Here is a 13,166-nt window from a genome sequence, read left to right as displayed (position 1 = left end):
ACTCTGTTTTTAATTATTTGAAAAAGGTTCTATTTTACGAACACTGTGATTTGATTCATCTGTTACATAAAAAACTCCGGATGCATTTACTGTAATCCCTGCGGGTTGTCTGAATCGCGCTGTTGCTCCGGTACCATTTACAAAACCAAAATCATTCGATCCAGCAAGAATACTTACAACACCAGTAGATGTAATCTTACGGATACAGTGATTACTTCTATCGGTTACATATAGATTTCCTGAATTATCAATAGCTATACCTTCTGGAGTATTAAATCTCGCTTGCGTACCTGTACCGTCTGCAAAACCTTGATTAGTTCCTGCAAACGTAGTAACTACACCTGCCGGAGTGATTTTACGAATACGGTGATTAAAACCATCTGTTACATATACGTTATCATTATTATCTACTGCAACATCATGTGGAGCTTTAAACATGGCTGCGGTACCTGTGCCATCTGCAAAGCCGCTAGAGCTTCCTGCAAGGGTAGTCACTACACCAGCGGGAGTAATTTTACGAATACGATTATTTCCATAGTCTGCTACATAAACATTACCATTACTATCTACATCTAGTCCATAAGGCTCATTAAACTGTGCAGCTGTACCCGTACCATCAGCAGAACCTACAACACCAGAACCTGCAAGTGTAGTCACCACACCTGCTGGAGTAATTTTACGAATGCGATGATTTATATAATCTCCTACATATATGTTATCATTTGCATCTATAGCAATACCATATGGAGCATGAAACTTTGCAGCAGTACCCGTGCCATCTGCGTATCCAAAAGTACTTCCTGCAAAAGTGCTCACTACCCCTGCCGGAGTAATTTTGCGAATAACATTATTGTTTCGATCTGCTACATAGATATTACCATTACTATCTATATCTACTCCTATTGGAGTTGAAAACTGTGCTGATGTACCTGTACCGTTTGTAAAACCAAACGTGCCATTACCTGCTAGAGTACGAACTCTAAATGCTTCATCCCCAGACTCTAAAACATCGGTTATATTAATATATATTCTAGCCGAACTTTCTCCTCCATTTCCATCAGAAACTGTTATCGTAATTGCATAGTTAGTCCTTGATTCGTAATCCAAAACTTTATTAGGAGCAAGACTTAGTATCCCATCTCCTGCAACATCAAATAGGTTATCATCATTATCTTTAATTCTATAGGTTAATGTATCTCCTTCTGGATCTGTTGCTGTTACGACATCAATAACAGAATTTGTAACATCTTCGGCTACTGTAAATGTTTGATCATCAATTACTGGTGATTGATTTTCGTTTACATCTGTCACGGTAATTGTTATTTTTGCAGATGCTTTGGCTTTACCATCAGTTACTTCTACAGTGATTTCATGTGTAGTTTTAGTTTCAAAATCTAATGTTTTTCCTGCTACCAAACTTAGTGCTCCTGCTTTTGTGATCTCGAATAGATCATCACTGTTTGCGGTAATACTATAGCTTAATGCATCTTTGTCTGTATCGGTTGCTTTTACGGTACCAAATACATCTGTATCTGTCGCTGATTCTGATACGGTAAAGGATTGCGCCTTGATCTCTGGCGCTTTATTAACTGGTGGTGTAGCATCATCATCTTTACTACATGATAGTGCCAGTATTGCTCCAAAAAGTAAAAGTAGTTTAATTGTTTTCATAGTACAGTTTCTCATTATGGGTTACTTTTTTTGATTTTTGTTTTCGATGTATACTTGAGAGTGTTAGAAAAGGAAGGGATTCCTTCTAATTGTTTTTTAAGAATGTTTTGTTTCTAGATAGTTACCAATTACTAAAACAGCGATATAGCTATGTTTTGGTTTAGAAAAATGCAATACATTCTGATATAAATATTTAAATAGGAGTAGTTGTTTTACCATATTTTAATTTTTTGAATTACTAATCATTGGCAAGAATACAGACAACTATGCAGAAGCAAACAAATGAGTTTGTGAAACGCTATTTGAGTTTGTGAATGGAAATAATCTATTGTAAAACGAGGTAATCTACTGATAACATGAGATGTAAAATATCACATCGAATACCCTAATTATTTATATTACTGAGAAGTCCATCAAAAATTATAAAGGCGAGTTTATAGTCTACTATCTGATTAATCTCTTCTGTAATATCTCTTTTACGATATGTAATAATTTGCAGTTATCATCTTTATGCAACTAGATTACTCTATAATCTCTCTTTACATAAAATAGCACTAATACTCTTTTTGATATGGCATTCTGATTTCTACTCTGGTACCCATAGCCAATTGATCATTATATAAATCAAATATCTGGTACCCCACATCTGTACCATACTGATCTTTTAGGATTTCTAATCGCTGTTCTATAGCATTTAGTGCAAAAGATTCATGGTGATTACCTTGTCGCTTCTGGATTTTCTTTGCTTCTTTTCTACCAATACCATTATCGATAATAGTACATAACAAGTGATCTGTAAAAGTAAAATCTATAGTAAGTTGTTTTTTACCTGCTTTATGTAGCAAGCCGTGTAGTAATGCATTTTCTATAAAGGGCTGTACTATTAAAGAGAGTACAGATAAGCCCTCTGTATTTATGCTTTGTATAGTGTATGTAAAATCATCTTCGAATCTCAATTTCTCTAGTTGAAGATATACATCTAAGAACTCTAGTTCTTTTTCTATTGCTATAAAATTTTTACTAGAATAGTTTAAGGTGTTTCTAACCAACTGCGCAAACAAAACGATATAATCATAAGAAGAATCTGTATTTTGCTGAAGGATTAAATCCTGAATAGAATTGAGTGAATTAAATATAAAATGAGGATTCATTTGAGATTTCAAAGCTTTTAATTCGCTTTCTTTATACTGCTTTTCTATCTCTAGTCTTTTTTGAGTTTCTTGAAATTCTAAGGTTATTAATTCTGTTTTCTTTCTGGCACGTAACCTCCCTATTAAAAACACTGCGCTCATTAGTATTAAAATTGCAATAATAATGGCTCCAATAAAGTAATTTTCATTTTGTCTTGATGTAGCTTCAGCAAGTTTGGTTTTGGCTTCTGCAGCATCTTTTTGGGCTGCTATTTTATCTGTTTCGTAAGCTACCTTTAGTTTTTCGGTAAGTTCTTTACGTTCATTGGAATCTATAGAATCTTTTAATTTCTTATATGCCCTATTAAACTCTGTAGCCTTTTCCTGATCTTGTAATATACTATAGGCTATAAATAAATTTTGAAAGATTTGCTTTTTAAAGTGTAAACTAGCTCCCGAATCTTCATAATTTTGTAGTGCTTTTAAATATATAGGTACAGATTCTTCATGTTTTCCTTGCAAAGATTTGATTTGTGCCATCTGCATATAAGCACTACCTATACGTACAGTCTGTTTTGTTTTTATATAATATGCTAAGGGTTCATTAATAAACTCCAAAGCCTTCTCATATCTTTTTTGCCTTTTATATAAGTTACTTAAAGACATTTTCATTACCATTCCCCCAGGTTTGAACCCTACTTCACTGCACATTAGAATACCTTTGGTATAATATTGCTCGGTTAGATCTAATTTTTTAAGTTTTAAATAGAGATTCCCAATATCAAAATATGTTCTGGCTCTTGCAGGAGAAGGAGGATCTTTCTCGGTTAATGTTAAATTTTCTAAAGCTAATTCTACACTTTTTTTATCATCTCCAGAATTTGCATATACAATTTGCAAACCACTGTTTGCTACTAGTTTTTGCTGTTTTGTACCAAAAGTATCTGCATCTTTTTTAGCGATAATAGCTTGTTTCATCGCATCATCCCATATTCCCTTAGCTCTATAATATCGGGCCATTTCATTTTGTATGCTTACTCTATGATATTTGGCATCTATAGCCTTAGATATTGTAAGAGCTTCCTGAAGATAAGGCGGCACTTTCTCCATATCTCTATCTATATAATAATAGGCTATTTTGATCAAAGAATTGACCCGTATAGTATCTTGATTAACGTTATTATTTAGAACGGTAATGAGGCTATCAATCGATTTTTCTTGAGAAAAAATATTGAACGAAATTAGGATCGCCAGAAGGAAGCTATTTTTTTTGAGCATTGTTGGATGAATAATCATCAACAAGAATACAGATGACTATATAGAAGAGTACAAATGAGTTTGTGAAACTCAATTTGGGTTTGTGAACAGGATTAATATTTCTTTTTGTATGGCATTCTGATTTCAACTTTTGTACCTGTAGCGAGCTTATTATCATATAAATCTTGTACATGGTATCCTACCTCCGTACCATATTGCTCTTTTAAGATTTCTAATCGTTGTTGTATAGCTTCCAGGGCAAAAGATTCATGATGTCCTCCTTGTCGCTCCTGGATTTTCTTTGCTTCTTTTCTACCAATACCATTATCGGTTATAATACATAAAAGATGATCTGTAAATATAAAATCTATGGTAAGTTGTTTTTTACCTTCTTTATGTAAAAGTCCGTGTATTAATGCATTTTCTATAAAAGGTTGTACGATTAGTGAAGGAACCAATAAACCTCCTGTATTGGTATGTTGAATAGTGTATGTAAAATCATCTTCGAATCTTAATTTCTCTAATTGAAGATATATTTCTAAGAATTCGAGTTCTTTATCAATAGCAATAAAGTTTTTATTAGAGTAGTTTAAAGTATTTCTAACCAGTTGTGAGAACAATACCACATAATCATAAGAAGAATCTGTATTTTGTTGCAGGATTAAATCCTGAATAGAATTAAGCGAATTAAATATGAAATGAGGATTCATTTGAGATTTTAAAGACTTCAATTGTAAAAATGCCAACTCATTCTTTTTACTTAGCTCTAATTCTTTATAAGCTGCTTCAAGGTCTTGTTTGTTCTTTTTTAATTCAATTTCCTTTTTCCTATTTAAAGATTGCGAATAATTTAATATAACATAACTCGCAACAAAAATGGACAATATTAAAATAGGGTTCATCGTTTTCTCTGGATACAGATCTGTAGTTATTACAAAAGGGACGTAATATAACCCCCAACAAAGTACCATAATTAGTAATGTTATCCACTTATTATCAATTAACACAAGGGCTATCAAGGGACATAAGAAGTAAAAATTCTCCATCAAAATAGAAGACTCAACAAAGTTTGCAAAAACGAATATGACAAAAATGAGCACCAAGATAAATAAGATACGTGCTAATAAAAGTTTTTTATGCTTTTGCAAAAAAACTATACTTACTATTGTAATAAAAGAAAAGAAACGCACCTTTAATCCTTCTATTAAAGTTTCTGCAAAAAAATAGTCAAAAGCTGTAAAAAAAATAAGAAACACAAACCATGTTAAACAAAAAGCATTTAATAATCGTATTCTTTTGTGCTCTATCTTATTATCTTGATAGATACCTGTATTTATAAGTTGTTTATATAGTTTTTTTATTTTAGTCAATTTATACATGATTATAAAACCTCATCAATATCTCTTTTGAAAAGGCATTCTGATTTCTACTTTTGTACCTGTAGCTTGTCCGTTATCATATAAATCAAATACCTGATATCCTACCCCTGCACCATATTGCTCTTTTAAGATTTCTAATCGTTGTTGTATGGCTTCTAGCGCAAAAGATTCATGACGATCTCCTTGTCGTTCCTGGATTTTCTTTACTTCTTTTCTACCTATACCATTATCGGTAACCGTACATAACAAATCCTCTGTAAATGTAAAATCTATAGTAAGTTGTTTTTTACCTTCTTTATGTAAAAGTCCGTGTATTAATGCATTTTCTATAAAAGGTTGTACGATTAGTGAAGGAACCAATAAACCTTCTGTATTGGTATGTTGGATAGTGTATGTAAAATCATCTTCGAACCTTAATTTCTCTAACTGAAGATATATTTCTAAAAACTCTAATTCTTTATCAATAGCAATAAAGTTTTTATTAGAGTAGTTTAAGGTATTTCTAACCAGTTGTGAGAACAATACTACATAATCGTATGATGAATCTGTATTTTGCTGAAGGATTAAATCCTGAATAGAATTAAGAGAATTAAATATGAAATGAGGATTCATCTGCGACCTTAGCGATTTTAATTGTAGTAGAGCCAATTCTGTTTTTTTAGACTCTTTTAATTCTTTATAAGCTAACTCCAACTTTTTCTCATTACGGATATTAAGTTTTTTAAAATAATTAACTATTGCATAAATACAATAAAATAAAATTATGACCACTACACCATTTATCCTGTTCGGGTGATCTTTAGAGTATATATCAAGATAATAATAAGGAATAAAAAAACAAGCTATACTTACCAATGTAAATATTATTGGTAAAGTTTTTTTTTGATAAATCGATAAACTAATTCCCGGAATTAGAAGGAAGTAATACTCTGTATAAATCCCAGGGTTAACCATTATAGTAGATAAATTTATAAAAATGAATAAATATAAAATCCACAACATTTTTGCGAACCCAAAAAAACCTTTCTTATTACATATCAATACAGAAATTAAATAAAATTGGGATATATAACTTATGATATGCGAACTTAGAGGTTTTTGAATAAAAATTAAATCTCCTATATAAAAAAGTATACTGGTATGTAAAGCAATCAGTATATAAATATTTACCAGTCTTGTATGCTTATTTTGTATCGCACTAAATTCATCGTGGATACCAATAGCTATTATTTTTTTGTACCAGACTGTTATTCTTTTTATCATCCTTTATCCCTTTATAAAATCAAATATCCCTATTAATCAGTATTTTTTCTGAAAAGGCATTCTGATTTCAACTTTTGTCCCTGTAGCATACCCATTATCATATAAATCAAATACCTGGTATCCTACTGCTTTACCATATTGTTCTTTTAAGATTTCTAATCTCTGTTGTATAGCTTCTAACGCAAAGGATTCATGGCTACCCCCTTGTCGCGCCTGAATTTTCTTTGCCTCTTTTCTACCAATACCATTATCGGTAACCGTGCATAGTAGATGATCGGTAAATGTAAAATCTATTGTGAGTTGCTTTTTACCCGCTTTGTGTAGTAAACCATGTATCAGAGCATTTTCTATAAAAGGTTGTACGATTAGTGAAGGAACAGACAAACCTTCTGTATTAGTATGTTCGATAGTATATGTAAAATCATCTTCGAACCTTAATTTCTCTAACTGAAGATATATTTCTAAAAATTCTAATTCTTTGTCAATAGCAATAAAGTCTTTATTAGAATAGTTTAATGTATTTCTAACCAATTGTGCGAATAAAACGATATAATCATAAGAGGCATCTGTATTTTGTTGAAGAATTAAATCCTGAATAGAATTAAGCGAATTAAAGATAAAATGAGGGTTCATTTGAGATTTTAAAGACTTAAGCTGTAAAAATGCCAACTCATTCTTTTTGCTTACTTCTAATTCTGAATACGCCTTTTCTAACAGTAGTTTTTGCGTTTCTATAATACTATTTTGTTTCTGTAATTTATTATTATTCTCTTTTAATGCTAGTTCATTCTTTATGTTTAGGTTTTTAAAGAGATTTACAATTAAAAACACTCCTATGAAAATAAATGCATAATTAAGGTAACCAAAATATTTTTCGGGGTAATTGTGATAAAAATAATTGGGGAGGTAAAACACTATAATAGAAAGTATCAGTACCGTATAATTGATGTGTTTTTTGTCAAAAAATAATAAAGATAGCATCGGTATTATTACATATTGATACTCTCCATAAAACCCTCGAAATGCATAGTTAGCATTAAAAAAAATTAATGCCATTATCGCCGTTATAAAAACTCCTCTTGAAAGAAGTAGTTTCCTCATTTTTTGCAAGTACAATATTCCACAGTAAATTAATACCTGTGTAATCACAACTATAAGTCTATAGAAAGTCAAATCCTGAGTTATAGTATCAACACACAAAAAGAACAGTGCATTAAACAATATAATTAGAACGCTCACATTAAGAACTTTAGAACGTTTTATCTCTAATGGAGTACTATTTTCAGTTATCCCAAGATTAATTAATTGTAGTAATATATTCATAAAGTCTATCGTATGGTATTCTCAAAAGAACTAAAACGGGTTCTTGATATTTTGGCAGTTATATTTTGTGCCAATGTTATTGTTAAGCTAGATTTATTAATAACTTCAATATACTTTAAATTTATCATCCAGGTTCTGTGAGAGCGAAAAAAAGAGGTGTCTTCGGGTAATAGATTTTCAAAGTATTTCAGATTCTTACTCGTAGTTACCGGTTTGTTTTCTGTTGTATAAATTTTGCTATACGATCCATCTGCTTCAATAGCAATTATAGTATTAATAGCGATAATACGTCTATTGCCTAATTCGGGAAGTATAATTTGTTTAAACTCTTTTTCTTTTATGGTGTTTAGTAAAACTTGATAATCTTCTATCTTTTTTTGTTTTTCTATTTTGCTTTGTAGTTTTTCTACGGCTTCTATTAATCGTTTTCTATCTATAGGTTTTACCAGGTAATCTATAGCCGATAACTCAAAAGCTTTTATAGCATACTCATCAAAAGCAGTTACAAAAATGATATCAAAATTCATTTCTTCAAAGAAATTTGCGATCTCATATCCAGCATAGTTAGGCATTTGTACATCTAAAAATACAACATCAGGTTGTAGTTTTCTAATCTCTTCGACAGCATCTTCAAGGCAACTGCACTGAGCAAGAATATCTATATTCAGATTACAACGCTTTATCAAATTAGATAAAACATTTCTAGCTCTTTGCTCATCATCTACCAGTATTGCCTTAATTACATTCATGTAACAAAAATAGGTAGTTTAGAATTAGTGATCATAAAGCAGTTTGTGAATCACAATTTGGGTTTATAAGTCTTATATAGTTTAGTTAACATAGGTACACTCTAAAACATTCTGTCCTCGAACAATACCTTCTGTAAAAACCTTTTGATACCCACTACCATTATATTGTTGCGCAAATGTCGCATACTGAAAACTGCATTTACCATCCTTACGTTTCATAACAATAACACCCGATATTCGTCTGCCAAGCTGCATGCCTGTTAGTGTATTCCTGTAAATACTCCAGTCGTTACCAGCAAAGTATGCCTTGGTAATAGTTTCTTCCCAACCATATTGATTTGCCCAGGATTTTGCTGCTAGTGTCGCTTGTTTTTCTAATACCGAGTTGCTAAATCCTTTTGCAGGCAAACGCCTGTTTTTTATAGCTTCGGCTTCCTTTGCGGCATATGTCTTTTCTGTGTATTCCTTTGCCTTTAATGACCAATCTGCCAGTTTTGCATCTATTTTATCCTGAATTTCTTTACTAACCAGTACGTTTCTTATTGCTTTTTGATCTTTATGGAAATAGTTGAATTTTTCATAGGTACCCCATGTAGATTTCCCTAAATCATTTCCCGAACTGTATTTTGCCCATATAACCGAAAGCGGACTTTCTACAAACATATACTCTCGTCTATTACCTCCAACATCGTAAATATCAACTTCTAAAACCTTACTCAATTCTGCCATATAGTTATAACGTTCACCATGGTCATTAGGGAAATTAAGACGTATCTCTTTTCCTTTTGTAATGTCTATAGTAACAGAATTAAACGACTCTGCATTGTGTAATTCTTTTGCAGCTGGATAATAAAGGTTACTTTCACTATCCACAGCTTGTGCACCAACTCCTCCTGTCATAATCTGTTTTGAAAAGTTTATCGCCCAAGCTTCTACCTTATTTTTAGTCATACCAGCAACTTTAGCCTTATCTGAGCTAAAAAAATTAGCGTATAAAAAAGTCTCCCAAATACCTTCTCCTATAGCCACCGCTGGCGTTTTGGGAGCTACAGATACATAACTATTATCATCATAAGGTATCACATAGATACCCGAGGTACCATAAATAGTTTTCCCCGATGCTTTACTAGCCTCTGGATTATGAGTATAAACGGCTGGTATACATTGTTTACAAGAAGCCATTGCTAATAACTTTTCCCCATTGTTTTCTCCAATTTGCAAAATTTGTTGCTTTTTCCCATCTCGCGAAGGTTCTAATAAATGAACCATTTGATCTTGCGCATAGAGCTGATTAAAAAAAGAAAGGTTGAGTACCAAAACTAATATGTATAAGTGGTTTTTCATTTTCATAATAAACAGTTTAAATAAGCTATGTAGTATGTTATTCTTTTATGATTTTTTTTCTTAATGTTTTACTTTTTGTATCTATTACAAGCCAATATATTCCTCTATTCATCTCAGAAATATCTAATTCAGGAGTATTTTGTTTCTCTAAAACTTGCTCCCCAACAAACGTATACAAAGTAAGTTTCTTTATTTTTTCTTCAGATCGAATATTAACAAAGTTATTTGCCGGGTTTGGATATACGATGATATCATTACTTACTTTCTTACCTGATTCTGGAACCTCATCAGAAAGAGGCCCCAGATCTATCAATCCTCCTGTGCTACTTTGTACGCATATATCACTATAAGCAGCCGTTGCATCTTTTCTCCAATGCCAATTTGTAGGAGGTGTAAACCCTCGATCTATATTAATACAGGTTAGTTTAGGATTGTTTTCTGCCCAACAAAAAAAGTTACTTCCGTAATTATTTCCATTTGCTATATCCAATGTTTTAAGATCTGGATTATTGCGACAATCCACTAAACTTAAAACAGGATACTTACTTACATCTATATCGACTAACTCATTAAATGAACAATACAGTGCTTCTAAAACAATATTGTTACCTAAATTCATTTTACTTATTCTATTATCATCTACCTGAACTACTCTTATATTTAAGTTACTGCTTAGATCCAATTCGGTTATTAAATTACTTCTCATGAACAGACCGGATATATTTACAAAAAATTCAATTCCTTTTAGATCAGATATATCCTGTCCGCCACCAATAAAAAGATCTCCATGATAATTTTGTGCTTCTGTAACATCAATCTCTCCATCGTTATTTGTATCTATCGAAGGAGAATGATGTATCAAATCATTTTTAAAGTTAGAGTCAGGAAAATTGATACTTTGACTGTAATTATTTAATGCTATAAAAAATAGAACTAGAGCAAGTAATTTTTCTTTCATTTTTATCGTGTTTTAAGTTTTGTTTAATAAAAATAATAGTTAACACTTCATACCAATAAAACGATTTGTGAAGAGTAATTTGAGTTTGTGAAGAGTTTAGGTAATTACTCGCTTTTCAAACAACATAAAATTTTAATGTTTTAAAATCAGACAAGATATATTACATTTAACCACAAAATAAACGAGATGACAATTTTTAATATCTTAGATATTTTAGGAACCATTGCATTCGTAATATCAGGTTCATTAAGCGCAATGCACCGAAAATTAGATCTCTTTGGGATTTTTATCATTGCATTTGTCACTTCTATTGGTGGGGGTACTATTCGAGATATTCTTATAGGTAATACCCCAGTTTCCTGGATGCAAAATACGACTACCATGTATTTGATAGGCGGAGTTACTGTATTTTCTATCATTTTTAGAAATAAGCTCGATTATCTTAAAGGATCAATTTTTTTATTTGACACGATTGGATTGGGAGTTTTTACGATAATAGGGGTCGAAACAGGAATTAATGCAGGATTAGAGCCTATTGTTTCGGTTGCTCTGGGAGCTACAACAGGTTGTTTTGGAGGTGTAATACGAGATATTTTATGTAATGAAATACCAGTACTCTTCAGAAAAGAAATATATGCTACAGCTTCTATCGCTGGTGGAGTTTGTTTTATGGTACTATATTCATTTGATTTGGATCAAAATATCACATATATCTCTACTGCCATGTTAATCATTATAATTCGATTACTGGTCGTAAAATATAAAATATCATTACCATTATTCACTACAGCAAACAAAGATCTTACGAATTGATTTTTCTAGATAATTAGTCTCTTATTAGGCATAATTTTGTTACTTTTCACATAGAATGAAATTCGAGCCTAAATCAGATACGTATAAGAAAAAAGTTAAAGAAAGCTTTGAACGTCAACAGTTCATGAAGCTAATCAATGCACAATTGATAGACGTTCAACCGGGATATTGTGAGATTCATGTACCTTATCATTCGAGTTTAACACAGCAACATGGTTTTTTTCATGCTGGCATCATTAGTACAATTGCCGATAATGCAGCTGGATATGCTGGATTTTCATTGATGGAAGAAAATTCCTCTGTTCTAACTGTAGAGTTTAAAATCAATTTAATGGCACCCGGAGACGGAGAACTGTTAATAGGAAAATCAAGCGTATTAAAAAATGGAAGAACATTAACCATCTGTAAATCTGAAGTGTTTATCATTAAAAATGGTGTAGAAAAACTGTGTGCTGCAGCGCAACTAACACTAATTGAGCTTAAAAATAGTAGTGATCAGAAAAGTAGTAATCCTGATAAGAAGTAGATTAAATTGTTATACCTCTTTTTTTAAATCCAAAAATGACAGAAGAACAACTCAAAAACATAGCCCAACAATTACGAAAACCCGAAGGAGATTGGGGAATAGAAATGGGAGAAAAGATGAATGTCGGTAATAAATTTATCAACCTTCATACCATTGATGTATTGAACCCAAAGGCAAATGATGTTATATTAGAAATCGGTATGGGAAATGGTTTTTTTGTGAAAGATATTTTTAAACTAGAAAATACAATTCAATATAAAGGTTGTGATTATTCTAAGGAAATGGTGAGCAAGGCAACCGCATTGAATGAAAAACTAATAAAAGAGAAAAAGGTTGATTTTTTTATAGCCAATGCTGATAAAATCCCTTGTGAAGACGCAGAGTTTAACACAATTTTCACCATTAACACTATTTATTTCTGGGAGGACCCTAAACGTGTTTTAAAGGAGATTAGAAGGGTTTTAAAACCTAAAGGAAAACTGATCATTTCTTTAAGGCCAAAGTCAAGTATGGCAGCATACCCCTTTGTAAAATATGGGTTTGATATGTTTAACAAATCAGAAGTTTTCCAATTATTACACAATAATAACTTCGTAGTTACGGAACATATTGAAAAAGAAGAACCAGAACAAGAAATTAATGGAAAAACAATGAAAGTGGAAACCTTGATTATTTGTGCTCAAAAAAACTAATAAATAGTATAATAAGTATCATTCAATCCATAGAATTATTCATCGCAATACATCTGGGAAT

Annotated in this window: 11 protein-coding genes; 3 read left to right on the top strand and 8 right to left on the bottom strand. The window is 31.6% G+C overall.

Features of this window, described 5'->3' with window-relative positions:
- Window positions 1-9: 9 nt before the first annotated feature.
- The 8 genes from DK441_RS19410 to DK441_RS19375 all read right to left on the bottom strand — a co-directional run bounded on the left by DK441_RS19410 (window position 10) and on the right by DK441_RS19375 (window position 11,074).
- A complete protein-coding gene (locus DK441_RS19410; RefSeq protein ID WP_160112186.1) occupies window positions 10-1,671 on the bottom strand; it encodes a cadherin domain-containing protein in 1,662 nt (553 codons plus the stop codon).
- Between the two features lie 554 nt (window positions 1,672-2,225).
- A complete protein-coding gene (locus DK441_RS19405) occupies window positions 2,226-4,079 on the bottom strand; it encodes a histidine kinase (protein WP_160112185.1) in 1,854 nt (617 codons plus the stop codon).
- Window positions 4,080-4,171: 92 nt separating this feature from the next.
- Window positions 4,172-5,029, bottom strand: coding sequence for a sensor histidine kinase (locus tag DK441_RS19400; RefSeq protein ID WP_160112184.1), 858 nt, complete (start codon window positions 5,027-5,029; stop codon window positions 4,172-4,174).
- A gap of 423 nt (window positions 5,030-5,452) precedes the next feature.
- Complete coding sequence (locus tag DK441_RS19395) at window positions 5,453-6,700, bottom strand: sensor histidine kinase (protein WP_109852148.1); 1,248 nt, start codon at window positions 6,698-6,700, stop codon at window positions 5,453-5,455.
- A 36-nt stretch (window positions 6,701-6,736) separates the two neighbouring features.
- Window positions 6,737-8,023, bottom strand: a complete 1,287-nt coding sequence (locus tag DK441_RS19390) for a sensor histidine kinase (protein WP_109852147.1) — start codon at window positions 8,021-8,023, stop codon at window positions 6,737-6,739.
- Window positions 8,024-8,028: 5 nt separating this feature from the next.
- A complete protein-coding gene (locus tag DK441_RS19385) occupies window positions 8,029-8,772 on the bottom strand; it encodes a LytTR family DNA-binding domain-containing protein (protein WP_109852146.1) in 744 nt (247 codons plus the stop codon).
- An 81-nt stretch (window positions 8,773-8,853) separates the two neighbouring features.
- On the bottom strand, window positions 8,854-10,122 hold the full coding sequence (locus DK441_RS19380) for a hypothetical protein (RefSeq protein WP_109852145.1): 1,269 nt from the start codon (window positions 10,120-10,122) through the stop codon (window positions 8,854-8,856).
- Window positions 10,123-10,153: 31 nt separating this feature from the next.
- Window positions 10,154-11,074: a T9SS type A sorting domain-containing protein gene (locus DK441_RS19375; RefSeq protein WP_109852144.1), complete on the bottom strand. Its 921-nt coding sequence runs from the start codon at window positions 11,072-11,074 to the stop codon at window positions 10,154-10,156.
- Between the two features lie 186 nt (window positions 11,075-11,260).
- Between DK441_RS19375 and DK441_RS19370 the strand changes: the two genes are divergently transcribed.
- From DK441_RS19370 to DK441_RS19360, 3 genes are read left to right on the top strand one after another with little or no spacing between them, the layout of a single operon-like run.
- A complete protein-coding gene (locus DK441_RS19370; RefSeq protein WP_109852143.1) occupies window positions 11,261-11,887 on the top strand; it encodes a trimeric intracellular cation channel family protein in 627 nt (208 codons plus the stop codon).
- Window positions 11,888-11,942: 55 nt separating this feature from the next.
- On the top strand, window positions 11,943-12,413 hold the full coding sequence (locus DK441_RS19365; protein ID WP_109852142.1) for a PaaI family thioesterase: 471 nt from the start codon (window positions 11,943-11,945) through the stop codon (window positions 12,411-12,413).
- Window positions 12,414-12,448: 35 nt separating this feature from the next.
- Window positions 12,449-13,105 carry a class I SAM-dependent methyltransferase gene (locus DK441_RS19360; protein WP_109852141.1) on the top strand — a complete coding sequence of 219 codons (657 nt, stop codon included), beginning with the start codon at window positions 12,449-12,451 and terminating at the stop codon, window positions 13,103-13,105.
- Window positions 13,106-13,166 lie beyond the last annotated feature (61 nt).

Source organism: Aquimarina sp. AU58 (assembly GCF_900312745.1).
In the GTDB taxonomy this organism is placed as follows: Bacteria; Bacteroidota; Bacteroidia; order Flavobacteriales; family Flavobacteriaceae; genus Aquimarina; species Aquimarina spinulae.
The sequence above is the reverse complement of the archived record's forward strand: the minus strand, read 5'-3'. Positions and strand labels throughout refer to the sequence as shown.